A 25,851-nucleotide genomic window follows, 5' to 3' on the forward strand; every position below is an offset into this window, starting at 1 on the left:
TGGCATGCGAACCATTGGAAACAGCATTGCCCAAAACACCCACGGCATTGCCGGAAACATTCACCGGAACCGTAATGGGAGCAGCAACCTGAACATTGCCCAGAACGTCACCAACAACCCCGCCCAGAAGGCCCCTGTCTGTATTGGGGATGGGCTGGGCAACTGTGCCCTGGGAAAGCCCACTCACTGCTGTTGACACGGCATCGGCACTGGGCTGCTCGGCGGCACTTGCCGCACCTGCGCCGAGGGCAAGAAGCCCGCCGGCAAAGACCGCTGCACAGAGCGATCGACGAATATTGACATGCATGATGTCCAACTCCTGACTAAGATTTTTTGACCCTGTTTGCGAATGCAAATCAAGGAAATACCGTTGCCTTTCCTGAACGCAGGAAAGTGCTCAACGGTCATCTAGTCAGGTGTGGATCCGGGGTCGCAGGACAAGGAGGCAGGCAGCGGCCAATTGCCGGTGCGCAATACTGATCCTGACAACGAAACAGAGGTGTTGTCAGCAAAATTTTCATGGGCTGCCGCAGAACCACCGGCTCCACCTGAGCCGCCAGAACCCGCACCGGAGGGGGCCCCTGGGGCCGGGCTGGAGCTTACAGCCGGCGCACACGGACCCACAGCAGAACTACTGGCGTCCGATCCGCAGACTGCATAGCCTGTGCCACCTGTTGGCACGGCCGTTCCGGAACTCGAGGAAAGACCCTCACCGGCTGTAGAAGCGTTTGCTGCCATGGCGAGGTACTCAGCCAAGGTGCCAACGTAGGATGAACCGGGTGCAGCTTGAACGCCTGCCACTAGTTTTGTGGGGTCATCGCTTTGCGAGCCGTTCGGCCCCACGGACTCTCCGGCCCCGATCAGGCCCGGTACGTTCACGCCCGGCTCGACGCCTGTGACGGGCAGCTCAGGCACACCGGTTCCCGGGCCGCCTGGATTGCCCGGCAATCCGGGTGCTACAGGAGGCACGACCTGATCCACAATGTCAGAAACTCCGCCAGTGACGGTGTCGACAACTGGCTTCACAGCGCCCGTGACTGGATCAATAACCGGTGCCACAACCTCAAGAGCTGGGGCCGTGACCTGGTCGACGGTATTGAGAACTGGTGTGGTGACCGCGTCAACAATGTTGACCACTGGCGGCACCAGAGAGTTGGTGACATTACGGACTGGAGCAACTACCTGCCCTACGACAGGCACAGAAACTACAGTGTTTTCCACCTGGTCAGTCAATGTCAGCACTGGGGCCACCACTGTGCCAACCGTGTTGGAGGTGATGTCCTTGACCACGGGAACCTGGGAAACTGTTTTGTCCACCGTATTGACGATGGGGCTCAAAATCCCTGAAAGGAGACCTTTTCCCTGGCCAGAAGTTTGGCTGGAACTCGGTTTTGCGCCCTGATCTGAGTCAGTTGCGGCAAAAGCTCCTGATGAGCTCAAAACCATGAACAGGGCAGCAAATAATGCCCCTCCGACGGCCAAGCGGAGGGCGCGCACAAGCGAAGTGTGGAGCAGCAATGACTTTGCGTCATGACCCACAGCATTCACCCCAAAACCGAATAACTAGAGACCTGCATCCAACCCAGCCCGCAAAAAAGCGTTTTCAGTCACATGCACTTGGAATGACTCTACGAGTCTCGAGTGAAAAAATCCAGCGTTGGAGCCTCAATTCCGCCTTTGCTACCGAAATTTCCCGAAATTTACTGGGGCCCTCATACGCTTGACTCCTCTTTTTCACTTAGACATCAGACGTCTGGCTTCTTACTATTTTTCTAGTGAGCAAAACCCCCGAACACCCGTTTTCCGCAGAAATCGATGCCCCAGGACCTGCCCCGCGCACCAAAACCCGCGTTGTGGCAGCCGCCGGAATCCTCGCCGTCGTACTGATTGGTTTGAACCTTCGGGCAGGAATCTCCAGCGCCTCGGCCCTCTTCCACGATCTTCAGCAGGTGTTGGGATACGGGGCCTGGACAGCAGCACTGCTGCCCTCGATCCCCACCCTCTGCTTTGCGGTGGCCGGCGCTGGCACGTCCTGGCTGGTCCGTCGGGTAGGCGTGGAGAAGGCAATAGCCGTTGCCCTTTTCGCGCTGACGGCTGGGCTGGCGCTGCGGGCAGTTCCCAGCGTTGGCATGTTGTTGCTGGGCACCGTGGTCAGCATGTCCGGGCTCGCAGTGTGCAATGTGGCCATGCCGTCCTTCATCCGCGAACACTACTCGGACAAAACCGCCACCATGACGGGGGTTTACACCATCACCATGTCACTCGGTGCAACCATGTCCGCAGCCGTGAGCGTTCCACTCGCCCTCCAGCTGGACTCCCCGTCGCTGGGTCTGGCCGCCTGGGCCGTCCTGTCAGTGGTCACCTTGGCCGCCTTTGTGCCGATCGCCTTGGCCGCACACCGTCGACGTTCAGTTGAGCCAGCAGCACCCATTTCTCCCTGGTCGCTGCTGAAAACCCGAACCGGCCTGCTCATCACCGCGTTTTTCACCATCCAAGCGATCGCCGCATACTCCATCATCAGCTGGCTGCCCACCATTTTGATCGCGGCCGGGCTCGAACCTGCCGAAGCCGGTCTGTTGCTTGGACTGGCGCAGGTGGTTACCGTCGTTGGCAACGTTGCCCTATTGGCCTTGGCGGGCAGGCCGGGCGGCCTGCGCCGCGCGTTCATGGTGGCCAGCGTTTCATATTTGCTCGGCGCCGTGGCCCTGCTGGTGCTGCCTGTCAGTGCCGCCGTAGTGACTTCATTGCTGCTGGGCCTGGGGTTTGGCGTTTTCGCCCTGGTTCTGGTGGTTATCAGCCGCAGCGGAGGCACCACGGCGGAGGCCACTGCCATGTCCACCCTGGCCCAGTCAGTGGGCTACCTGCTGGGGACGCTTGGTCCGTTTGGGATGGGACTTGCGCACACCCTCAGTGGAGGTTGGAGCGTGCCACTCATGATGCTGGTGGGCGTGGCCGCAGTGCAGGTGGTTCTTGCGTGGTTACTCACGGCAACGCGCGGGGACAAGGACGCGGCGGCAGATGAAGCACCCAGCACTGCCCCGGACCTGGTTCCAGCCTTGTCAGAAATACCGGCATGACCTGGCGCCCTCGCGCCGCGAACCACTGGTCCAGGAGGTCATCGGCAAACTGCGCAACGCCATCAGCGCGGGGCTGTGACCCATCGACGGACGCATCCCGTCCGAACAGGTCCTGATGAAGGAACTCGGAGTCTCCCGCGGAACATTGCGGGAGGCCATCAAGTCCCTGGCCCATGTGGGCATGCTGGATGTCCGCCGCGGCGACGGCACATTTGTGCGGGCCACCAGCGAGATTGCCGGTGCAACGCAGAAGCTGATAGGCCGGCACGGGGCCAAACACGTCATTGAGGTCCGGCTGGGACTCGACGCCCAGGCGGCACACCTGGCAGCAATCCATGCATCAACGGAGCAGCTGGACCATATGCGTGGAGTGTTGGCTGCGCGGCGTGATGCCTGGGACAGCCAAGCCCTCGATGAGTGGGTGGCCCTCGATGGGGAGTTTCACCTTGCCGTGGCCCACGCATCCGCAAACCCCTTGCTCGCGGAGTTGTATGAGTCGTTTGGTGATGCGCTCCGCAGCACCCTCATGCCGGAATCCAGTGGAATCGGCGCCAGTTGTCCGCATGCGGGCCATGAAGACCTGCCTCGCGGCCATCGAAGCCAGGAACCCGGACGCCGCGGCGGACACCGTCAGGCCAGATCTAAATTCTTGAAGTTCCTTGCACCGGCTCGAAAAATGCCGCCGCAATAACGGCGGCATTTTCGCGACACAACCGTCCGCGCTGGTGTTAGCCAACCACTGAGGCACCGCGGGAGACGTCAACCATCTCATCGCGGGATACAACCTTGATGCGCTCGCGCTGCACGGGACCGGTCTCCGATGCTGCAGCACCGAGAGCCTTTTCGTGGGCGTCGAGTTCGTTCCAGCCTTCCCAAGAGGTGAACTTCACGCCGCGGGAATCCAGCAACTCGGTGACGGCCTCAATGCCGGGAACAGCTGCAACTGGCAGCTCTGCACGGTCTGCCAGCAAGTGCGTGATGGTCTCGAGAGCATCACCCTTGGTGTGGCCGATCAAGCCAACCGGTCCGCGCTTAATCCAACCCGTTGCGTAGATGCCGGGCACCTGGGTGCCGTCAACGCCCAGGACGCGGCCGCCGTCGTTCGTGACAACTCCGCGCTGGTGGTCAAACTCCACGTCAGGCAGGGCAGAACCAAAGTAGCCCACGGAGCGGTACACGGCCTGGACGGGGTAGTCGAGGAACTCTCCGGTGCCGCGGACGTTGCCCGTGCCGTCGAGTTCGGTGCGCTCAAACTTGATGCCGGAAACCTTGCCATCCGTGCCTGTAACCTCCACCGGGCTGTGCAGGAAGTGCAGGTGCAGACGGCGTGAGGCGCCCGTGGTGGGGTCGGCGGCGTCGTCGTCCTGCTCCACGAGCCAGTTGGTCAGCGTACCCACCATGGTCTTGATCTGGTTGTTGCTCTTGACGGCTGCATCGGAGGCCTCGTCAAAGTCGAAGTCTTCCTCGTACAAGACAATGTCCACGTCACGGGAGTGGCTGAGTTCGCGCAGTTCCAACGGCGTGAACTTCACCTGGGCCGGGCCGCGACGGCCGAAGATGTGCACGTCGGTGACGGGCGATTCCTTCAAGCCGGCGTACACGTTGTCCGGGATTTCGGTGACGAGCAGGTCATCGGCGTGCTTGGACAGCACGCGGGCAACATCCAAGGCCACGTTGCCGTTGCCAATGACGGCAATTTCCTTGGCATTCAGGGGCCATTCGCGGGAAACGTCCGGGTGTCCGTCGTACCAGGACACGAAGTCTGCACCGCCGTAGGAGCCGTCCAGCTCGATCCCGGGGATGTTCAGGTCCGCATCCTTGATGGCGCCAGTGGCGAAGATGACGGCGTCGTAATGGGTCTGCAAATCTTCCAGGGACAGGTCAGTGCCGTATTCAACGTTCCCGAAGAAGCGGATGTCACCGCGGTCCAGCACCTTGTGCAGCGCATTGACAATGCCCTTGATGCGCGGGTGGTCAGGTGCCACGCCGTAGCGAATCAGGCCATACGGCGCGGGGTAACGGTCAAAAAGGTCAATGCTGACGACCAAACCATCGCGCACTTCGGCGCTCTTGGTCAGCATGTCTGCGGCATAAACGCCGGCCGGGCCGGAGCCAATGACGGCAATGCGCAGCGGGCGCTCTTCGGTGCCGGGCGCTGCTGAAGTGTTTGATGACACGGCTGTGCTCATTTCTATATGTATCAAAGGTCTTATGGATAAGTCTAAGAGAGAGTTCTGATAGTTTCCCGCGTGCCGTAGTAGGCCGTAGCGAGTTCGGCCGGTGCCAGCGGACTGACACGCACCACATCGCCGACGACGACGACGGCCGGGTTGCGCACTTGGCCCGCCTGGGAGAGGGCCACGATGGTGCCCAGGGTGCCGATGGTGACGCGCTGGTCCTTGGCGAAACCGTTTTCAATGATGGCCACGGGGCAGTCCTTGTCCCGGCCGGCAGCTTCGAGAACGGGCATTGAGCGGTTGAGTGTTCCCACACCCATCAACAACACCACCGTGTGGTCGCCGCCGTGGGGGACGTTTTCAAGTTCCTCATGGCCGCTGATCATGGTGAAAGCCTTGGCCAGCCCGCGGTGGGTCACGGGGATGCCGGCTGCGGCCGGAACACTGACAGCGCTGGTGACGCCGGGGACAACTTCCACATCCACACCATTTTCACGGCAGGCAATGGCTTCCTCGCCGCCTCGGCCCAGCACATAGGGGTCCCCGCCCTTGAGCCGGACGACCCTGTTGCCCTTTTTGGCCTCGCGGACCAGGATGGCGTTGATTTCAGTTTGTGGCACGGGGTGGTGGCCGGGAGTCTTGCCCACCTCGATAATCAACACGTCCTCGCCCAGTGTTTCCAGCAGGCCGCGCGGACCCAGCCGGTCAGCCACAACAACATCGGCCTCGGCCAGAAGCCTGCGGCCGCGGACAGTGATGAGGTCTTCCGCCCCGGGGCCCCCACCCACCAGGGCCACCGAACCACTGCGCGCGGTGTTCGCTTTGGCGTGCCCGTTTCCTGTGCCGCGGTACCGGCGCAGCGGCAGGTCTCCGCTTTCCAGCGCAGCTGCAATGGCGTTGCGGATGGCCACCGCACGCAGCGGGTCTCCCCCGGCGTTGACTGCCACCTTGATGTCCTGGACCGTGGCCACTGCTGGCGTCCACGCAGCTGAATCCTGTGCGTTGGAATGGTTCACACACCACACACGGTTATCGTCGGCATCTGCAGCCACTTGGGCATCCACGGCAACGTTGTTGGTGGCTGTCACCGCGTACCAGGCATTGGCCATGTCGGCGCTTTCGTAGCCACGGGCGTGCCACGTAATAAGGCTGGCATCGGCCAACTGTTTGGCCGGGGCGCTGAGAACAGGGGCCACCAGCGTGACTTGGGCACCGGCGTCGAGCAAAGCCTTGGCACGCCGGGCAGCAACCGTGCCGCCGCCCACCACAAGGACGGGGCGGCCCAGAAGCCGGAGCGAGGTTGGGTAAAGATCCACGATTGCCATGAAATGACTTTAGAGAAGTGCAATATTTGGACACAAGGGGCGCGTTACACCCGTTAACGTGGCGTCACGTGAGGACATATTTCACATTCGATCCGGCGGCTACCGTGTGCTGCCGGCGAGCAGGCCGCGTCCGCGCAGAAGCCGCTTTTCCACTGGGGCAAAGATGAACAATTCAACGGCAATGCCGACGAAAAGGATGGTCAGGATGGCGGACATGACGATGCCCATGTCCGCAAGCTGGCGACCTTGTTCCAGCATGGAGCCCAGGCCAAAGCCCAGGGTGCCGCCCACAGCGATAATTTCCGCGGCCATCAAGGAACGCCATGAGAACGCCCAGCCTTGCTTGAGGCCGGCAACATAGCCGGGAAGGGCCGCTGGCAGCACCACCCGAACCGCCATCTCCCAGCGGGAGGCACCCAAAACTTGGCCCATCCGTCGGAACTCCGGTGGAATCTGGTCCACGCCGGAAATGAGGCCGTTGATGATGGAGGGGATGGCTCCCATCAAAACCACAAAGTAGACGGTGCCGTCGGTGAGGCCAAACCAGATGATGGCGGCCGGTACCCACGCGACGGAGGGAAGCACCTGCAAACCCGAGATGAGCGGACCAAAGGCGCGCCTGAGCACCTGGACCTGGGCAAGCAGCAGGCCGATGGGTGTGGCCACCAGGACGCTGATGGTAAAGCCCAAAATGCCACGCTGCAAGGAGGTGCCCAGGGCTTCTTGGACAGTGCCGTCGGCCCACAGGGAGCCCAAGGATCCGAGAACGTCCAACGGACCCGGTACCTGGTCGCGTCGGCGCAATCCCAAGGAAACATAGAACTGCCAGGCCAGCAGCAACACCGCCAGGGCCCCCACCGGCAGGAACACCCTGGACCAGTCGAAGCCCTTGCGCACGTCAAGATCGGACTGCAGCGAATCCAACCCGGCTTCAACTGAGCGGAGTTCCTCGGGCGTGCCGCTTTTGAGAACTGGGGCGGTAATTTTTTCAGGCATGACGGCGAATCTCCTCGCGCAATTTTCCGGTGATTTCGCTGGTCAGTTCGCCTGCTTTGCCTGCATTGGTCCGGTGCTCCTCGGAGACGTCCCATTGGGCCACTACCCGGCCGGGCCGGGAGGAGAGCAGCAAGACGCGCTGCCCCAGCCGCACTGCTTCACGAACATTGTGGGTGACGAAGATGATGGTGCGTCCGGTTTCGGCCCAGATCCGCTCGAGTTCATCATGCAAGAGGTCCCTGGTGATGGCATCGAGGGCGGCGAACGGTTCGTCCATGAGCAAGAGCGGCCGGTCCTGCGCCAGCGACCGTGCCAGGGCAACACGCTGGCGCATGCCGCCGGACAGTTCGTGGGGCCGCTTGTCGGCTGAATGGCCCAGCCGCACCAAGTCCAAGAGCTCGCTGGCGCGAGCGTGGCGCTCGGCCCGGCCCATGCCACGCAGTTTCAGCGCAAGTTCGATATTGCCGCGGGCACTGAGCCAGGGAAACAACGCGGAGTCCTGGAACATGAAAGCAGCCCCGTCTGACGGAACCTCAAGGGCTCCGGCCGACGGGGTGTCCAACCCCGCGATAATATTTAAAAGTGTTGACTTCCCACAGCCGGACGCACCCAGCAGGGCCACGAACTCGCCCTGCCTGACGACGGCGTTGACGTCATCCAATACAGGCAAGCCCTTGTCGAACCGCTTGCCGATGTTTTCCAGAACGACGGCGGCTGGCCGAGCGGCCGGTTGGCCGGCCAACCGGCCGCGGCCAGGTTCCTCTGGTGCCGTTTCCACTGTGGTGGGAAGACTATTACTCATTCGCTACCCAATCCCGCCGCACTAACGGCCGCTTTGCCAGCAGTTTTCAAAACCGCATTGATCGGTCCCAGATCAAAAATTCCCGAAATATCCGCTTCCTTCGTGACCCCGGCCTTCACCCCATGATCCAGAAGGGTGGGGAACGTTCCGGCCAGCGGATCAACATTGAACGTCAATTCAGTCAACGAGCGGTCGATGACGTTCTGGGCCAGCGGTTTGCCTGCAGTTTTTGTCAGTCCCGCATTGATGACTTCCGCGGCTTGAGTCTTGTTGTCGTTCAGCCAGTTGACGGACGCAACATGACCTTCCAAAAGACTGGTGACGGTTTGTGGGTGTTCCGCCAGAAACTTTTTGTTGACGATGAGAATCGTGGTGCTGAATTCCCCCTTGTCCCACAAATCAGCCTCGTTGACCAGAACCTTGGCTCCTGCTTCGAGCACCAGGCGTGAGGCCCACGGCTCCGGCAGCCATGCACCGTCGAGCTTGCCGTCTTGGAACAGTTTGAGGGTTTGGGCGTTGTCCGTGGGGTTGATAATCACATCGCCGCCACCGCCGGGGGTTGTCTTGAAGCCTTGGTCGACCAGCCAGGAGCGCAGGGCAACATCCTGGGTGCCGCCAAGTTGCGGGGTGGCCAGAACTTTGCCTTTGAGTTGTGCCGGGGAGGTGATCTCTGGCTTGACGACCAACTGTGCACCACCAGACGTGGCTCCAGCGATGATCCGCACGGATTCCCCTTGGCTCTTCACATAGGAGTTGATCGCAGGGTTCGGGCCAATATAGGCGGCATCAATGGCACCTGCGCTGAGCGCTTCAATGGCTGCCGGTCCCGCATTGAAAACTTGAGTGGTTAATGCCGTACCGTCCAGGGACTTAGCGAAAAGTCCTTCTTGGAGTCCGACGATGGCCGGGGCATGGGTCACGTTGGGGAAGTACCCCAACTTTAGGGTCGCGGCCTTGACGGGGACCGGGGCCGCAGGAGTCTTGTTGGTGTTGTTGATGGATACCACCGTGGCGCCTGCTCCAATAAGGACGACGAGCACTGCGCCCGCGATAAATTCCACTCGTCGGAACTTGCGTTTCGGTTTTTGGCCCGCCACGATGCGTGTGGTCTCCAAGTGGCCATTTTCGGGGCTGCTGGGGCCCTGGTTTGCAGTCATGGTGTGTGTCCTTCGGATGTGATGAGGAAAGGGATGGTAGCAAGCTAGTCATTGCTACATCGCCGCAGCCCGAGGCCTTTGCGGGCTGTTCCGTAGCGACTCATCAAATTCCCCTTCATCAATCCAACGGGAGGTGCCAAAGTGGTCATGGATACACGGTAGAGAAGGCTGACCAAGCTGTTCAATGGGAACGACACCAAAGTTCACAACGCTTCACGTGGCGTCATGAAATTCACTAGCTACGGGCGGTCGCGCTCGGTTCGCAACTTTTTCAACCGTGCCCGCAGTTTTCCTTCTCGATTTGAATCGTTTCCCACTGTTTTAGTCGCGGCGACATACTTTTCGCCGAGTGCCTGGAGCAGGAAGTCATCGGCAACCCTGACTTGGCCCGGAGCAAATCTGTAACCCATCATGCGGGACACTTTATCGCGGTCGGCTGACGCAAACCATGCTTCTGCTTCACTAACCGTATTTACGCCGCTGGCGGCCATAACCTTCACGAGCCACCCGTAGTGTCCTGCCTTGCTGCGCGGATAGTCCGGAAACACCCTGTCCAGCACCACTTGGAGCGAAGCGGCGTCAAGGGGATGCTGCTCTTCAGCCTGTGTGGCGGAAGTTTCGGATTGCAGACGCTTTAAGATGTCACTGATGTTCACGAACTGCTGGTCGGCCAGCTCGATCAGGGTGGAGGCCATGGTGAAGGCGCGGCTGATCTCCGCATTGTCGCGGCTTGAGCCCTTGAAACGGATATCGTGTTCAAACTCGGCCCACGCGTGCTGGAGCACGGTGCGGATCTGCACCTCGAAGCGCTGGCCCGGGTACTCGGCACATGCCGTGGGCGGGTTGTCCGCCGGCACCTCCAGGGTCAGATGCCGCCCGGCGTAGCCAATGCCGCCGTTCTTGCGCATCATGGCGGTTTTGTCTTCATCGTCGTGGCAGATGAACTGGCTGGTGAGGGCAATGGCCACCGCGTCTATGTCCGATTCCACAAACAAGATGACCCGCACACCGATCAAGTCATCGAGGGCCTCTGAACCGCCAGGGTACTTCAGCTGACCATCAGCATCCCGCCGCGAGATTTTCTCGGCTGCGGATTTGGCGGTCTTGACCCTCGCCTGCACATCGTGGTGGTTGAGCCCGTCATCGTGCAGCCTGCCCACAATGGTGTTGCGGATGGCCTGGGCCGCGTTCAGCAGTGTTTGCTCCTGGAACCGATGGTGATCCACACGCAATTCCGTGTCATTCACCGCCTGAATTTCAATGACGATCCCCCCTATCACAGCAAAATCTGAAACCCCAGGCCCAAAACTGAAAGCCGGTCTTTTTCAAATTCTCCCACCTCTGCGGTGGTTGTCCAGCACCGTTTGCAGCGGGCTCGAAGGACATAGTCCCTCCGGGAGTCAGGCGCCGTCGTGGTGCTGCGCCATGAACGCTTCCGGCCCCTGCTCGGCTGCCTTGGGGTCCATCCACAGGATGCTGAACCAATTGCCGTCGGGGTCCTCAAAATCGCGGGAGTACATGAATCCCATGTCCTGGGCTGGGCGGGGTTCGGCGCCTCCGGCGGCAAGCGCCTTCTCAAGCAACGCGTCAACATCGTCACGGCTGTCACAGCTGAGGGCCGTCTGAACCTGCAACGCCTTGGCAGGATCCATGATGGGCTTGTCGGTGAACGTGGCGAAGAAGTCGTACGTGAGCATCATGAGGTAAATGTTCTCGTCGATGACAACGCAGGCGGCGTTCTTATCGGTGAAGTTTGGCTCGATGCTCCAATCGAGTGCTGAAAAGAACTCCTTTGAGCGGTCCAGATCGCGGGTGGGAAGGTTGACAAATACCTGCGTTGGCATGATTTCTCCCTCAATACGGCCTCAACGGCCCAGAACGGTGCGGATAGTTTCATGCTTCCCAACCGCCGCGGCGATGTCAATGGCAACGTCTACGAGAAATGCCGCCGTTCCCGCCTTTTGCCGCCGATATGGCGACGGCATTTTGCGGGAACGGCGGCATTTCCTGGAAGGATCCCTAGATCACGTAGCGTTCGTCCTCATGGTCGCCCGGATGGTCCTTGACCAGGCCGGCGGCGAGGGTGTTGCCGTCCTGCGGATCGATCACCAAAAAAGCGCCGGTGCGGCGGTGGCGGGCATAGGACTCCACCGGCAGCGGTGATGCCAGGCGGATCTGGGCCGCACCAATGTCATTGAGCTCCAGCCCGGAGGCCGCCTCCAGCTCGAAGGAGTCCAGGTTCAGCTTGCCCGTCACGGCACGAACCAATCCCTGCACGGTCTTGCTGCCGTGCTTGATCAGCACCTTGGAGCCCTCACGCAACGGCTTGGCGGACAGCCAGCACAACTCCGCGTAAACGTCTTGGCTGACCTCGCCAAAGGTGCCGGTGGCGGCAATGACATCACCGCGGGCAATGTCGATCTCTTCGCTCAGGCGCAGCGACACCGACTGCGGTGCAACCGCACGCTCCAGCGAGGTGCCGGCAAAGTCGATCCCGACTACTGTGGCCGTGCGTCCAGCCGGGAGCACCGTGATCTGATCCCCCACTGACACCGACCCCGACGCCACTTGTCCCGCATAGGCGCGGTAGTCACGGAAGGAGGCACCGGCGTCGCCCGTCAGGGCAAGCTCGGGAGCCAGCGCACCCTGCGGGCGGATGACCAGCTGCACGGGGAAGCGGAACGGCTCCAGCCCGCGCTCCAACTCGTCGGTGGTGGGCAGCGTTTCCAGAATGTCCAGGAGGCTGGGGCCGGTGTACCACGGCGTGTGTGCCGAACGGTCCACCACATTGTCGCCTTCGAGGGCCGAGACGGGAACGACGACGACGTCGCTCAAGCCAATCTCGCCGGCCACGGACTGCAGATCAACTTCGATGGCACGGTACACAGATTCGCTGAAGCCGACCAGGTCGATCTTGTTCACGGCAACCAGCACGTTGGGAACGCGCAGCAGCTTCAGCACTGAGAGGTGGCGCCGGGTCTGCTCGAGGACACCCTTGCGGGCATCGATCAGCACCACGACGGCGTCCGCTGTGGAAGCGCCCGTCACAGTGTTTTTGGTGTACTGCACGTGCCCGGGGCAGTCTGCCAGGATGAAGCTGCGGCGGTCCGTGGCGAAATACCTGTACGCCACATCAATGGTGATGCCCTGCTCGCGCTCGGCACGCAGGCCGTCCGTCAGCAGTGCCAGGTCGATCTTCTGGGTGCTGCCGTTCTCGCCGCCAAAGCCGCGGTCCGCGGAGGTGCGGGTGACAGCGTCCAGCGTGTCCGCCAGAATGGCCTTGGAATCGTGCAGCAGGCGACCCACCAGGGTCGACTTGCCGTCATCGACGGAGCCGGCCGTGGCGAAGCGGAACAGGGTTCCGGTGCCCAGTGCGGCAGGAGTGGTTTCAATAGCTGTGCTCATTAGAAGTAGCCGTCTTTCTTGCGGTCTTCCATGGCTGCCTCGGAGATGCGGTCATCTGCCCGGGTGGCGCCACGTTCTGTCAGGGTGGAGGCGGCAACTTCGCGCACTACGTCGTGGACTGTTGTTGCGTCGGAGGCCACGGCGCCGGTGCAGGACATGTCTCCCACGGTCCTGTAGCGGACCTGCTTGATGACCACTTTCTCATCGGGACGCGGCTCGGAGACCGGGCCCACGGCACGCCACATACCGTCACGCTCATACACTTCACGGTCATGGGCGTAGTACAGGCCCGGAAGTTCAATGTTTTCGCGGGCAATGTAGCGCCAGATGTCCAGCTCGGTCCAGTTGCTGATGGGGAACGCGCGCACATGCTGACCCACTGTGTGGCGGCCGTTGTACAGGTTCCACAGTTCGGGGCGCTGGTTGCGCGGGTCCCACTGGCCAAATTCGTCGCGCAGGGACAGGATGCGCTCCTTGGCGCGGGCCTTGTCCTCATCGCGGCGGCCGCCACCAAAAACGGCGTCGAACTTGTTCTTGGCAATGGCATCCAGCAGCGGCACCGTCTGCAGCGGGTTGCGGGTGCCGTCGGCGCGTTCGGCCAGCTCGCCGCTGTCGATGAACTCCTGGACGGAACCCACCTCCAGGCGCAGGCCCAGGCGTTCCACAGTGCTGTCACGGAACTCAATAACTTCAGGGAAGTTGTGTCCGGTGTCCACGTGCAGAACGGGGAATGGCACCTTGCCGGGCCAGAACGCCTTGGTGGCCAGGTGCAACATGACCACGGAGTCCTTGCCGCCGGAGAACAGCAGCGCCGGGCGTTCAAACTCTGCCACCACTTCACGGATGATGTGGATGGCCTCGGATTCGAGCAGGTCCAGCGAGTTCAGGGACTCGAGCGGAGTTTCGACATGCTCAACCAGTGGGATGTCTGTGATTTGGGTGCTCATACGTGTAGCCCGCATTCTGTCTTGGAGGTTCCGGCCCAGCGTCCGGACCTGGGGTCGGCGCCGGGGGCCACTTTCTTGGTGCAGGGTGCGCAGCCGATGGACGGGTAGCCCTGGCTCAGCAAGGGATTCACCGGCAGGAGGTTGTCATCGGAGTAGCTGATCAATTCTTCGTAGGTCCAGGTGGCCACGGGATTGACCTTAACCAGGCCGTTCTTTTCATCCCACACCACCAGCGGCGTATCGGTCCGGGTGGGTCCTTCATCGCGGCGCACGCCCGTGAACCACAGCTCGTAGCCACGCAGTGAGCGGCTCAACGGTTCAACTTTTCGCAAGGCGCAGCACTGGGCTGGATCGCGGGCAAACAAGTCCTTGCCCAGCAGCGAATCCTGTTCGGGAACGGTGTTCACCGGCAGGACGTCCACCACGTTGACCCGCAGGTTCTCCGCCACCTCGTTGCGCGTGGCGTAGGTTTCGTCGAAGTGATACCCCGTGTCCAGGAACAGCACATCCACTCCGGGGAGCTGGTCGGCAACCAGCGCCGGCAGTACGGCGTCGGCCATGGAACAGGCGACGGCGGCCGCACCCGTTGCGAAGTTGCGCGACACCCAGGCGATGATTTCCTCTGCGGACGCGTCCCACGCCAGTTCGGCAGCACCGGCCTGGGCAATGGACTTGAGCTCGTCATGCGAGCGGAGCGTTATGGTTGTCATTTCAGCAGCTCCTCATCGGCGCGGTGGGCGAATTCGGCGAATGTTTCGCCCTCTATGCGGGCGCCAACATACTGGCGCACCACGCGTTCCACGTAGTCGGGCAGCTCGGCGGCGGTCACCTTCAAGCCGCGAATGGTGCGGCCAAGGCCTGCCTCGACCCGGTTGTCGGTAGCCAGCCCGCCACCCAGGTGAACCTGGAAGCCGGGGGCTGTGCCGCCGTCGTCCGTGGGAAGCATCATGCCCTTCAGGCCGATGTCCGCGGTTTGGATGCGGGCGCAGGAGTTGGGGCAGCCGTTGATGTTCAACGCGATCGGCTGGGTCAGAACGTTGCTGTCCACCAGATCGGCCAGGCGTGTTTCCAAGGCGGTGATGGCCGTGGCTGCCGTGTCCTTGGTGTTCACCAGGGCCAGCTTGCAGTACTCGATGCCGGTGCAGGCGATGGTGGAGCGGCGGAACAATGACGGGCGGGCGGAGAGGCCCAGGCCGTCCAGCACCGTGATGAGCGGCTCAACCTGCTCCTTGGGCACGTCGAGGATGACGAGCTTCTGGTGCGGAGTGGTGCGCAGCCGGAACGAACCATGAGCTTCCAGAGCATCAGCCAGGGCAGTGAGAATGGTGCCCGACACCCGTCCCACGGTGGGCGTCACGCCAATGAAGAACTTGCCGTCCTTTTGCTCGTGGACACCAATATGGTCACCCGGCGAGGTGGGCTTGGGTGCGGGATCGCCGTCGGGCAGCTTGTGGCCCAGGTATTCGTCCTCCAGAATTTGGCGGAACTTGGCCGGTCCCCAGTCAGCCAGCAGGAACTTCAGGCGGGCCTTGGTGCGCATGCGGCGGTAGCCATAGTCGCGGAAGATGCTGGTGACGCCCAGCCACACCTCGGCGGCCACCCCGGGTGAGACAAAGACGCCCAAACGCTCGGCCAGACGCGGGTTGGTGGACAGTCCGCCACCCACCCAGAGGTCGTAGCCGGTGCCCAGCTCTGGGTGCACCACTCCAACCAGGGCAAAGTCGTTGATTTCATGCACCACGTCCTGCGAGGGGTGGCCGGTGATCGCGGTCTTGAATTTCCGCGGCAGGTTGGCCAGTTCCGGATCGCCAATGAACCGGGCGCTGACTTCCTTGATCAAGGGGGTGGGATCGATGATCTCATCCTTGGCGATGCCCGCCACGGGGGACCCAAGGATCACGCGGGGAACGTCGCCGCACGCCTCAGTGGTGGACAGGCCGGCCGCCTCGAGCCGGTTCCAGATCTCCGGCACGTCCTCAACGCGCACCCAGTGCAGCTGGACGTTCTGGCGGTCCGTCAGATCCGCGGTGTCGCGGCCAAAATCGGTGGAAATCTGCCCGATGACGCGCAGCTGCTCGGTGGTCAACGACCCGCCGTCAATGCGGACGCGGAGCATAAAGTACTTGTCTTCAAGCTCGTGGGGTTCCAGGGTGGCTGTCTTGCCGCCATCGATCCCCTGCTTGCGCTGGGTATACAGCCCCCACCAACGGAAACGGCCGTGCAGATCGGTCTTTTCGATGCTGTCGAAACCGCCGGCGGCGTAGATGGTCTCTATTCGCTCACGGACGCTCAGCCCGCCGTCTTCCTGCTTCCAGACCTCGTTGGCGTTCAGCGGCGCGGTGCCGTCAACCTTCCACTGGCCGTGCGGTTTCGCCGCGGGCCGGGCACGTACGGGACGTGCCGGCGCTGTTTCGGATGCAGTGGGAGCCTGGGCGGTCGCTCCGGCTAGAGCTGTCTGTGTCATAGAAAGAGCGTAGGGTGCCGCGGCGTGCCCACCAATCAAGAACGAAATGCTGCTTCACCTTGGGCAACATTTCGTCATACGCCCCATTTTTGCCCGGCGTGTGCTTGTCCCAAGGCGCCTTTAAAGAAGGACGACGCCGGTCCCGCGCACCTTGGGCGGGTGGGACCGGCGTCGAACCTGGGTCAGCAGATCTGAGCCAGTTATTTTTTCGCAGCTAGGGCAGCGGCGGCAAAGTCCGTGAAGGAACCGTCTTTCCACTGCACGCCGTCCATGAACACTGTTGGGGTGCCCTGCACGCCGTGGGTGGACGCCAGACCGGTGGCAAAGGCAACGTAGGGCCTGTACGTCTTACTGTCCATGCAGTCTGTAATGTCCGCAGCCCCGGCCTCTTGTGCCAGCCGGCCCAGCTCGGCGGCGTCTAGGCCTTCACTGTTCTCTGCGGGCTGGTTGGTGAACAGCGAATCCAGGAACTTTTTGTAGTTCTGCGGGGATTCGCTGGCCACACACGCTGCCGCAGCAGCCGAGCGCGAGGAGTAATTGGTGCCGGCAGAGAATGTGTCCAAATACCCGATGGGCCGGTACTCTACAGTGATCTTGCCTTGGTCCTGCAACGCCTGGATGGCTGGGCCTTGGCTTTGCTCAAATGCTGCGCAATGCGGGCACATGAAATCGATGAACACCACTAGTTGCATGGGCTCACCGTTGGCTGATGCCTGAATGCCAATCGCCGCCGGGTCCAACGCCTGGCCGCCTTGTTCGGGCAATTGTGTGAGGTCAACGCGTGTGTCGGTAGTGGTGGGCGGGACCAGTGCGCCGCCCTGGCCGAAGGTGATCCCGCCAAACGCATTGCTGTTCTCCGGGACGTTTCCTGTGCTGGACACGCCGCCCTTTTGGTTTGAGCCGTCCGGACTGCCCGCGGCGTTGTCGGCGGCCACACCGGCGAGGAAGAGCGATACCACAACAGCAATCACCCCCACAATGGCTGCCAGGGTCATTACATAACCAATGACGAGCCCGGCAATGGCCAGCCCCTTGCCCTCCTCCCCCGTTCGCTTGATCTGGCTCAAGGCAATGTGTCCGGTAATCACACCGGCAATGCCTACAAAGAAGGATGAGACCAGGGAAACAATGGCCAAGGTGTTGGTGCCGCCCTTGCCGCCGGGAGCTGGCATGGGCGGATACTGGCCGTAGGGCGGCTGCTGGCCATAGTGTGGCGGCGTCCATCCCGGCGGGTTTTGCGGATTTTCTGGACCTTGCACCGGGTTTTCCCCCACGAGTTTGCCTTTCGCTAGCCGAACATCCCACCCATCATCCCAGCGACAACCCGGACTGAGGCCATTGCCGCACAGCGGGTCGGGTTTTTCCCGGCCACCAACGGCTGGCGGGCGCGTTAGTCTTCGGTTCCCCGGCCCTGTGCAGCAAGGGCCGAGTCAAAGTGCTCCAAGGCAAGTTGGGCGAGCAGCACTGAGGGCAGCAACGGATCGGACACAAGATCCGCCCCGGCCTGGGACAACTGATCATGGAAGTATCCCGGCGCCAACAAGTATGAGGCAATGGCCACCCCTGCGGCTCCGCCCGCCCGCAGTTGTGCCACAGCTTCGGGCACCGAGGGAAGGGCGCTGGCGCCATAAGCCGCAACAATGCGTTGGGGCCGGCGAACCGCCAGATCCGCTGCCAGGACCTCAATTTGTTCGGCCGCTTCAGGCCGCGAGGATCCCGCGGCCGCCAGCACAATTCCCCAGTCCGCGGGCAAGTCGCCAAGCCGCTTGTGCAGCAACCCGGCCAGACGCGGGTCCGGCCCCAGCGGCTTGGCAGCAAGTGTTTCAGAACGGCTCCGGACAGCTTGGGCAATGTCCACCTGGACATGGAATCCCACGGTTAGCAGCAGCGGCACCACCACCGCCCGCACGCCCGGCGCCACGGCCGCCACCACATCGGGCAGTGCCGGCGTCTGGACATCCACATACGCTTCCAGCACGCTCAGGCCCGGGCGCAGCGCAGCAATTTCCGCCCTGAGTTCATTGATGCGGGCCTGCCCCTGCGCGCTGTTGGTGCCGTGGGCGCAGGCAATCATCACAGTCTCTTGTCCCATGGTTATGTCCTTTCAACGATTGTTCCCAGCCAATGTACGGCAGAAGGCGGTTGGGCCAATACTGTGTTGCGTCAGGGGTCACTGGCAGTATCCACGGCCTGCAGGCCTGCTGTCTTGTTGCTGATCCCCAGGGCCGAGACAACGCCGCCTGCAACAAAAAGCCCCGCTGTAATCAGCATGACACGCCGGAAGGATTCAACGTCAAGTGCCCCGCCCAATAAGAGCGCTGCCAAGGCCACTGCCAGGAGGCCGGCAACCCTTGACACTGCATTGTTGATGGCCGATCCAATGCCGCTTTGCCCCTGGGGCACGGCCCCCAGGATGGCTGCCGTCAACGGTGCCACCGTGATGGACAGGCCCACGGCAAAGACAATCTGGCCGGGCAGGATTTGCCACCAAAAGTTGAACGGCTCGGCCACGGATGTCATGAGCCAGTACCCCGCCCCGGCCACCACGGGACCTGCCGCCATGAACCAGCGCGGCCCGTACTTGCCAGCCAGGGTCCCGAACCGCCCAGCCAGAATCAACGAAATGACGGCGACGGGCAAGGACGCCAACCCGGCTTGCGCGGCGGAAAATCCCACAACCTCCTGCAGAAACAACACCACTATCAGCTGTCCCAAAGACAGTGCGGCATAGATGAAAGTGGTCGCGATGTTGCCCATGCCAAAGTTGCGGATCCGGAACAGGCCCAACGGCATCATGGGCGCTGCCACGCGACTTTCCCACCACAGGAAACCCGCCAGGGCCAGCAGGCCGGCCCCAAAAGGGAGGTAAACAGCGGGGTGTCCCCAGCCCAGCCGGCCTTGTTCAATCAGCGCGAACACTGTCCCGGCTAGGCCGGTAGCTGCCAGTGCGGCTCCCACAACGTCAATCCTGCGGCCGCGGCCTTTCGCTGTGGGGGCGGCGGACGCAAGCAGTGGTGTGGAAGCCGGCAGCGCCAGTCCCCTCAACAACCAGAGCGTGCCTGCAATAGGCACAACGTTGATGGCAAAGATGAGCCGCCAGCTGGCATAGTCAACCATCAGCCCGCCAGCCAGCGGACCGGCCAGAAACGCCGTCCCAGTCCATGCTGTCCAGGTGCCGATGGCCTTGCCTTGGGCTGCCCCAGTGAAGGTGGAGGTAATCAAGGCCAGCGAACTTGGCACCAGCATCGCAGCGCCTGCCCCCTGGACTGCGCGGGCCACGATCAGCAGCGTTGCGCTTGGCGCCACGGCGCAAGCCAGCGATGCTACACCAAAAATGATTAGTCCTGCACGCAGAATCCGCACCCGTCCGAAGGTGTCGGAGAGCGAGCCGGCGATCAAAATTAAGGACCCCAAGGCCAGCAGATACGCATCCACGACCCATTGCTGCGTGGTGATGCCACCGCCCAGGTCCAGGGTCACGGCCGGCAGTGCAACGTTCACAATGGCCCCGTCGAGGAACGCCACAAAGGAGGCCAGGATGGCCACCCACAAGACCCGCTGCTGGACGCCGGTCACGACTTCTTGGAGAAAGCGGTTCGGAGCGAGAGCTTGCGGGAATACTCAATGGATCCATAGCGGAACAAGTGCACGGCAACACGCAATGCCACCACGCCGAAGATGAACAGTTCGGCGATCACAATTGTTGCGGAGACGCCGTCGAGCGAGCCAAATGCGTTGCGCAACATGGCCGTGATGGGGGCTGTGAGTGGGAAGAACGTGAAGATTTGGACTATGACTGAGCCTGGATCACTGACCACCATGGTCACAATGTAAAAAGGGATGAACAGCGTGATCATGACGGGGGCGAACACTGTGCTGGCGTCCTTGGCCGTTGGCATGACCGCGCCAATGCTCACCAGCACGCCGGTGAAGAGGATGAAACCGCCAATGAACAGCAGCGCACCCACCAACATCGGCAGGAATTGGAACTGCAAATTGGAAAGGTCAAAATCGGGTATGGCCAGCTGGTCGTTGAAAAATACGAAAGCAACGGCCATGGGGGATGCAAACACCAGGGCCTGCACGGCGCCCACCATGAACAGCGAGATCACTTTGCCCACCACCAAGGTTGTGGGGTTCAAGGTTGTCAGGATCATTTCGGTGACCCGGTTTTCCTTTTCCTCCAAGGTGGAGGCAAGCATCTGATTGGCCAGCAAAATAATCACCACATAGAACAGGACCAGGAAAAGCAGTGGCGGCACCACAGTGTCCAGCCCGCCCGACGGCTGACCACCCTTGAATGTCTGGGACTCCGTGTCGAAATTGCCTTGGAGCGCCCCAGTCAATTCGGGCGAGCCCACTTTGTCCTGTGCCGAAAGGATCACCAGCTGCTTGGCGACGGCGTCATACGTGCCGTTTTTGAAAATGCCCTGGTCCGTGCCGAAAACCAGTACCGGGTCCGTCACCAGGCTGGCCGGGAAGCTGAAGTAAGCGTTGAGCGTGCCTGCCTTGACACGTTCGACGGCGGTGTCCGGGTCCGCCTCAATCCTCCCGCCCATGGCCTTGGCTATGGCCGGATCAATCAATGTAGAGGCGTCTGTGTAGCTGAAATCTACGGTCTGGGACTTTTGCGCCTCCGTTCTGGACTGTGTGGAGGAGCTGCTGGCAAAGACCAGGGCAAAGACCAGGCCCAGCAGCAGGGGGATGGCAAGGGTGGCAATCCAGAAGCGGCGCTTCTTCACAGTCCGGGTGAATTCAAACTGCACCACTGTGCCCAGGTTGTGGCGGGCCACCTCAAGTCACCGGCCCTGTTGAGTTTGGCTTGTGAGCCGCTGATGGGTCGCCGTAAATCTGGATGAAAATGTCATCCAGGCTGCGTTTGGCGGCCACAAATCCGCTGACGGCCAAGCCTGAGCCAATCAGCTCCCGCAGCACCTGTGACTCATCGGCACTCTCGGCCAGAGAGAGTTCAGCGTAGTTGGTTTCCTGCAGGGTGATCTTGTAGTTTGGCGATTCGTTAATGGTGCCGGAATATTTGAGCTTGATGGTGCGGCCACCAAATTGGTTTTGCACCTCATCGATGGTGCCGTAGGCCTCGGCGCGGCCGTCCTTGAGCAGGATGATCCTCTCACACAGGCGCTCCACCTCCTCCATTTGGTGGGTCACCATCATGACAGTGGCGCCGGCGTCCTTGCGTTCCTCAATGATGTCCAGCAGCAGCCGTCTGTTCACGGGGTCAAAACCCTTGGTTGGCTCATCCAAAATCAACAGTTCCGGTTCATTCATGATGGTCACGCCCAGCTGAATTTTTTGTTGCTCTCCGCCGGAAAGCTTGTCCAACCGCAGATCAGCCTTGTCAGCCAGGTCCACCCTGTCCAAATATTGCCGGGAGAACTTCTGGGCCTCTTGCTTGCTCAGACCCTTGAGCCGGCCAAAGTACGTCATCACGTCCATCACGGATTCTTTTTTGTACAGGCCGCGTTCCTCCGGCAGATAGCCAAGGCGGGAGCCAAAGTCGTCGCTGAAAACCTTGCCGTTGATCTCCAAGGTTCCCGCTGTGGGCCTGTAGATGCCCAGCAGTGCCCGGATCGTCGTCGTCTTTCCACTGCCGTTGCTGCCCAGAAAACCAAACGTTTCCCCACGCTCAACGTCAAAGGAAAGCCCGTCGATGACTTTCTTCGCGGCAAAGTGCATGTGGAAGTCGTGGATATGAATCAGAGGCTGTGCAACGTTCATTTAGTCAGCGTAGTCACATTTGGGGTCCGTGGCGTTGGCGGCATCATTCTGGGCACCCCCAGCAGCTTGTCCCGGCTAGAATTGTAGGCAACGCAACCGCCAATTTTTCGGAGATTTGAATGTCTGACATGTTCGTAGAGAAGTTCCGCGGCCTGGTGCCCCTGTACCTTCAGGAGCCGTGGCAGGAGGCCGACGGCATCACTGTGGCGGACCTTGATGACGTCTTTGCGGAATTGAAGATTTCGGTGCCACTGGCCCTGCGGGAGTTCCTGCATGCTTTGGGCAATTGCGAAGAAATCATGGAAGCGTACTACTTCTTCTGGGATCCTGAAGAGCTGGAAGTCCAGGACGGCTACCTGCTGTTCCTCGAGGACGAGGACGAGGCCTACACCTGGGGCATGCTGGCCGATCAGGCTGACGTTCCCGACCCCATCGTGTGGCGTCGGAACAATGCCACGGGCCAGTGGATCAATGAAGAGGGCACTTTTAGCGAGTTTGTTTTTGACATGCTCGACTGGGTTTTCACCGACTCCGAATAGTCCCCCATCTGGTCGGCGCCAGCTATGGGAATATTCCTCCGCTGGATGTAGCGTAGCGATATGGACGCACAGGAGCATTCGCCAGCTTTGATTCCAGACCCAGCCGCCATCGTGGCACTCGTGGAGACGTTGGTTGCGGGCATGTGGCCTCGCTCAGATTTTGAACGCAAAGCCTTCTTCCAGCGGCTGGGTTTCGCCTCGGGGGCCAAATGGGATGATGCATCCACCGTCTCGGCCACGGCGCACTTTGCCCTGCAAACCCCTCTTGCCGGGGATCTTTTCAGCTCGTGGACGCAGTACCACGGGAAATTCATGGGCGTCAGTATGCAGCCCTACACCTCCATGACCACCAATGATCTTTCCACCCGTGCCGGCTATGAGGCCATCCGGGCCCAGCTCACGGCGCACTACGGCGAGCCGGCCAATCCGTGGCACGACCCCGTTGTGCCGGCCTGTGTTTGGAACGTCAATGGCCGCCGCGTGGTGATCCGCTTCTTCAATCTGCAGCACAGCGGCATGATGCTCAGCGTTGACGACGCCGGACTGGCGGTAGCCGCTGCCACGGAGGCAAAGCGGTTGAACGAGCCCACTCATTGGAACAACAGTGAAGAGGCTGTTAGCCCGTTTGTTCTTCCCCGTTTGGGTGGCCGCGTCTAGTTAAGCAACTGACCCGCAGTAGTGGTCGAAAAACACCGCGAAATCGCGTTTTTTCGAGGGCCCACGCCCGCGAGGGGCCCCGACCGAGGGACGAGGTTGGGGAGCGGGTGGGGATTACTGCGGGTCAGTTGGTTTTTTGGTGGGGATCAGACGTCCCTCGACACCACTGCTTCGGCAAACGAGGTGAGCGCTGCCTTGACCATGCCCTCGGGCAGGGGCGCCAATGCGGCAATCGCGTCGGCGGACCATTCGCGGGCAACCACCCAGGACTCCGCGGTGACGGGGTGCTCGCGCAGTGCGGCAACAGCCTCAGCCAGAGCTTCATCGCCGCTCAGGTCGCCATCAACGAGCGTCAGCACAGCAGCGGCGGAGGCATCGCCGTCGGCGGCGGCCTTACGCAGCAACAGCACGGGCAGGGTCGGTACGCCTTCGCGCAGATCAGTTCCCGGTGATTTCCCGGAAACCTGCTTGAGCCCGGTGACATCGATGACGTCGTCAGCCAGCTGGAAAGCCACCCCAACTTTTTCGCCGTATTCGAGCATGACGTCCTGCAACTCTTCCGGCGCCCCACCAAAGATGGCACCAAGCTGGCCGGAGGCTGCCACGAGGGAAGCCGTCTTGTCGGCTACGACGGAAAGGTAGTGCTCTACCGGGTCTTCATCCTCGCGCGGACCCACCGTCTCGTGCAGCTGACCCAGGCACAAGCGTTCAAAGGTCCGGGCCTGAATTTCCAGCGCCCGACCACCGAGTTCGGACACCAGGATCGAGGCCCGGGCAAAGATCAAGTCGCCGGTCAAGATGGCGACGGTGTTGCCCCACACCTCATGGGCCGTGGGCGCACCCCGGCGGAACGGCGCGGAGTCCATGACGTCGTCGTGGTAGAGCGTGGCCAGATGGGTCAGCTCAACGACAACGGCGGCCTGCACCACTTCTCTACGGCTGGCATCGCCCAGGTGGGCAGCGAGCAGTACCAGCAACGGCCGGATGCGCTTGCCACCGGCTTCTACCAGGTGCCTGCTTGTAGCATCGGCCAAGGGATCCGAATTGGCAATGGCTTCACGAAGTACCTTTTCCACCCTGGCCAGGCTCATGGCAATGGACGGGCCAAGCTCCGGGTCATCAGCGACAGCGGAGAAGCCTGACGGCAATTGCAAACCTGTGGCAATGGCCATGGTGCTGGGGTTGGCGTCCTGCGACTCGGGCAGCCCGTGTCCGGCGTGGGTCCAGCTATGTTTCGCGGAAGTAGTCACTGCTTAACACTAACTATTGGTAGGGATTGTTGCTTGGGCGTGCGGGGAAAGTCTTGATTACTGGTGGCTGGTACCAGCTTCTCCAGTAGATGAATCACTCTATCCTCAAAACCTCGTTCCCCGGCGTCGGTGAGGTTCGCCATCATGCGGACCACAAAACGCATCAGCACAGGGATCGGCATGCCGGTTCGCAGCGCCAGCTTCATGATGGCCGGCTTGCCGATCAATTGGGCGAAGACCCGCCCCAAGGTGAAGTGGCTGCCCCACTGTTCGCGGACGTAGTCGCTGTACCCGGACAAGGCATGGTTGGCGGCCAGCACGGAGTTGGTTCCGGCCGCGCGTTGAATGAACTCGGCGGCGAAGCGGGCCGATTCCATGGCGTAGGAAATGCCTTCGCCATTGAAGGGACTGACCATGCCACCGGAATCACCCAGCAGCAAAAGCCCGGGTGAGTAGTGCGGAGTCCGGTTGAACCCCATGGGCAGGGCTGCGCCACGGATGGGGCCCACTTGGTTTTCGGAAGTGAAACCCCACTCGGGCGGCATGGCGCCTGTCCAGTCGCGCAGCACCTGGCGGTAGTCCAGCTTCCCGAACGCCTTGGAGGAGTTGAGAATGCCCAGGCCCACGTTGGAAGTGCCGTCGCCAACGCCGAAAACCCAGCCGTAGCCCGGCAGCGGGTTGCCTTGCTTGTCGGGGAGTTCCAGCCACCCCTCCATCCAGTCGTCATCGTGGCGAGGGGAGGTGAAGTAGGTCCGGTACGCAACACCCATGGGCCTGTCGTCGCGTTTTTCGTGGCCCAGGGACACAGCCGTGCGGGTGGAGTTGCCGTCTGCGGCCAGCACCAGGTCGGCGAAGAAGTCCTTGCTCTCGCCCGTCTTCTTACCCGAGTCATCCATGAGCGACGCGCGGGCACCCACCACGGTTCCGGCGTCGTCCGTCAACGCTGTGGAGACCGAGTGACCCTCAAGGATCAGCGCACCTGCGGCACGGGCATGCGTGGCCAAGGATTCATCGAAGCCCAAGCGGGTCCGGATCAGCCCGTAATCCGGGAAGTTGCTCAGTTCCGGCCAAGGAACCTCCACCTGCCGCCCGCCAGCAATGAGGCGCAGGCCTTTGTTCCGGCGCCACCCCTCGGCAGGGTCATGCGGCAGGCCCATGAGCTGCATTTCGCGCACTGCACGCGGAGTCAGGCCGTCACCGCACACCTTTTCGCGCGGGAAACGGGTCTTTTCCAGCACCGTCACATCAATCCCGGCGGTGGCCAGGTGGTAGGCCGCTGTGGATCCGGCAGGACCAGCCCCTACTATCAGTACCTTCAC

At 61.6% G+C, this 25,851-nt stretch carries 23 protein-coding genes and 1 pseudogene; 4 read left to right on the plus strand and 20 right to left on the minus strand.

The window, feature by feature from the left end; all coding sequences use genetic code 11:
- A pseudogene (locus CVS28_RS15875) lies at positions 1–307 on the minus strand (hypothetical protein); the annotation flags it as partial.
- A gap of 101 nt (positions 308–408) precedes the next feature.
- Entirely contained in the window at positions 409–1,317 is a 909-nt protein-coding gene (locus CVS28_RS15880) for a hypothetical protein (protein WP_133159171.1), read from the minus strand.
- 458 nt (positions 1,318–1,775) lie between these two features.
- On the opposite strand from CVS28_RS15880, the gene CVS28_RS15885 reads away from it, so the two are divergent.
- Positions 1,776–3,077 (plus strand): MFS transporter, encoded by a 1,302-nt coding sequence (locus tag CVS28_RS15885; RefSeq protein WP_207797238.1) that lies wholly within the window; start codon positions 1,776–1,778, stop codon positions 3,075–3,077.
- A 115-nt stretch (positions 3,078–3,192) separates the two neighbouring features.
- Complete coding sequence (locus CVS28_RS15890; RefSeq protein ID WP_341476419.1) at positions 3,193–3,768, plus strand: FadR/GntR family transcriptional regulator; 576 nt, start codon at positions 3,193–3,195, stop codon at positions 3,766–3,768.
- Positions 3,769–3,805: 37 nt separating this feature from the next.
- Here CVS28_RS15890 and CVS28_RS15895 read toward each other — a convergent pair whose 3' ends face one another.
- The 16 genes from CVS28_RS15895 to CVS28_RS15970 all read right to left on the minus strand — a co-directional run bounded on the left by CVS28_RS15895 (position 3,806) and on the right by CVS28_RS15970 (position 22,086).
- Positions 3,806–5,266 carry an FAD-dependent oxidoreductase gene (locus CVS28_RS15895; protein WP_207797239.1) on the minus strand — a complete coding sequence of 487 codons (1,461 nt, stop codon included), beginning with the start codon at positions 5,264–5,266 and terminating at the stop codon, positions 3,806–3,808.
- A gap of 32 nt (positions 5,267–5,298) precedes the next feature.
- A complete protein-coding gene (gene cobA, locus CVS28_RS15900; RefSeq protein WP_103482127.1) occupies positions 5,299–6,579 on the minus strand; it encodes a uroporphyrinogen-III C-methyltransferase in 1,281 nt (426 codons plus the stop codon).
- A gap of 99 nt (positions 6,580–6,678) precedes the next feature.
- Positions 6,679–7,575, minus strand: coding sequence for an ABC transporter permease (locus CVS28_RS15905; protein WP_103464983.1), 897 nt, complete (start codon positions 7,573–7,575; stop codon positions 6,679–6,681).
- A complete protein-coding gene (locus CVS28_RS15910) occupies positions 7,568–8,377 on the minus strand; it encodes an ABC transporter ATP-binding protein (protein ID WP_103482128.1) in 810 nt (269 codons plus the stop codon). Before CVS28_RS15910 ends, CVS28_RS15905 begins: the two co-directional genes overlap by 8 nt.
- Entirely contained in the window at positions 8,374–9,534 is a 1,161-nt protein-coding gene (locus tag CVS28_RS15915) for an ABC transporter substrate-binding protein (protein WP_103464985.1), read from the minus strand. Before CVS28_RS15915 ends, CVS28_RS15910 begins: the two co-directional genes overlap by 4 nt.
- A 239-nt stretch (positions 9,535–9,773) precedes the next feature.
- Entirely contained in the window at positions 9,774–10,781 is a 1,008-nt protein-coding gene (locus tag CVS28_RS15920; protein ID WP_165788179.1) for a GTP pyrophosphokinase, read from the minus strand.
- Positions 10,782–10,934: 153 nt separating this feature from the next.
- Positions 10,935–11,378: a VOC family protein gene (locus tag CVS28_RS15925; RefSeq protein ID WP_103464987.1), complete on the minus strand. Its 444-nt coding sequence runs from the start codon at positions 11,376–11,378 to the stop codon at positions 10,935–10,937.
- Positions 11,379–11,553: 175 nt separating this feature from the next.
- Entirely contained in the window at positions 11,554–12,939 is a 1,386-nt protein-coding gene (locus CVS28_RS15930; RefSeq protein ID WP_103482129.1) for a sulfate adenylyltransferase subunit 1, read from the minus strand.
- Positions 12,939–13,886 (minus strand): sulfate adenylyltransferase subunit CysD, encoded by a 948-nt coding sequence (gene cysD, locus CVS28_RS15935; protein WP_103464989.1) that lies wholly within the window; start codon positions 13,884–13,886, stop codon positions 12,939–12,941. Before cysD ends, CVS28_RS15930 begins: the two co-directional genes overlap by 1 nt.
- Entirely contained in the window at positions 13,883–14,596 is a 714-nt protein-coding gene (locus tag CVS28_RS15940) for a phosphoadenylyl-sulfate reductase (protein ID WP_103464990.1), read from the minus strand. Before CVS28_RS15940 ends, cysD begins: the two co-directional genes overlap by 4 nt.
- Complete coding sequence (locus CVS28_RS15945; protein ID WP_103482130.1) at positions 14,593–16,350, minus strand: nitrite/sulfite reductase; 1,758 nt, start codon at positions 16,348–16,350, stop codon at positions 14,593–14,595. The genes CVS28_RS15940 and CVS28_RS15945 overlap by 4 nt, the downstream gene beginning before the upstream one ends.
- 200 nt (positions 16,351–16,550) lie before the next feature.
- On the minus strand, positions 16,551–17,522 hold the full coding sequence (locus tag CVS28_RS15950; RefSeq protein ID WP_133159172.1) for a thioredoxin domain-containing protein: 972 nt from the start codon (positions 17,520–17,522) through the stop codon (positions 16,551–16,553).
- A 218-nt stretch (positions 17,523–17,740) separates the two neighbouring features.
- The gene (locus CVS28_RS15955; protein ID WP_243399929.1) at positions 17,741–18,442 is read right to left on the minus strand and encodes a sirohydrochlorin chelatase; all 702 of its coding nucleotides are present in this window, start codon (positions 18,440–18,442) and stop codon (positions 17,741–17,743) included.
- A 71-nt stretch (positions 18,443–18,513) separates the two neighbouring features.
- Entirely contained in the window at positions 18,514–19,926 is a 1,413-nt protein-coding gene (locus tag CVS28_RS15960; RefSeq protein WP_103464993.1) for an MFS transporter, read from the minus strand.
- Complete coding sequence (locus CVS28_RS15965; protein ID WP_341476420.1) at positions 19,923–21,119, minus strand: ABC transporter permease; 1,197 nt, start codon at positions 21,117–21,119, stop codon at positions 19,923–19,925. The genes CVS28_RS15960 and CVS28_RS15965 overlap by 4 nt, the downstream gene beginning before the upstream one ends.
- Before the next feature lie 25 nt (positions 21,120–21,144).
- Positions 21,145–22,086 (minus strand): ABC transporter ATP-binding protein, encoded by a 942-nt coding sequence (locus tag CVS28_RS15970; protein ID WP_103464995.1) that lies wholly within the window; start codon positions 22,084–22,086, stop codon positions 21,145–21,147.
- Between the two features lie 119 nt (positions 22,087–22,205).
- Between CVS28_RS15970 and CVS28_RS15975 the strand changes: the two genes are divergently transcribed.
- Together CVS28_RS15975 and CVS28_RS15980 are read left to right on the plus strand one after the other, a co-directional pair.
- Positions 22,206–22,625, plus strand: coding sequence for a hypothetical protein (locus CVS28_RS15975; protein ID WP_103464996.1), 420 nt, complete (start codon positions 22,206–22,208; stop codon positions 22,623–22,625).
- A 60-nt stretch (positions 22,626–22,685) separates the two neighbouring features.
- Positions 22,686–23,282: a hypothetical protein gene (locus tag CVS28_RS15980; RefSeq protein ID WP_103482133.1), complete on the plus strand. Its 597-nt coding sequence runs from the start codon at positions 22,686–22,688 to the stop codon at positions 23,280–23,282.
- Between the two features lie 146 nt (positions 23,283–23,428).
- Here the strand turns inward: CVS28_RS15980 and CVS28_RS15985 are convergent, their stop codons facing one another.
- Together CVS28_RS15985 and CVS28_RS15990 are read right to left on the minus strand one after the other, a co-directional pair.
- Positions 23,429–24,532 (minus strand): polyprenyl synthetase family protein, encoded by a 1,104-nt coding sequence (locus tag CVS28_RS15985; RefSeq protein ID WP_103464998.1) that lies wholly within the window; start codon positions 24,530–24,532, stop codon positions 23,429–23,431.
- Complete coding sequence (locus tag CVS28_RS15990) at positions 24,529–25,851, minus strand: geranylgeranyl reductase family protein (RefSeq protein WP_103464999.1); 1,323 nt, start codon at positions 25,849–25,851, stop codon at positions 24,529–24,531. The genes CVS28_RS15985 and CVS28_RS15990 overlap by 4 nt, the downstream gene beginning before the upstream one ends.

This window comes from Arthrobacter glacialis, assembly GCF_002909415.1.
GTDB lineage: Bacteria > Actinomycetota > Actinomycetes > Actinomycetales > Micrococcaceae > Specibacter > Specibacter glacialis.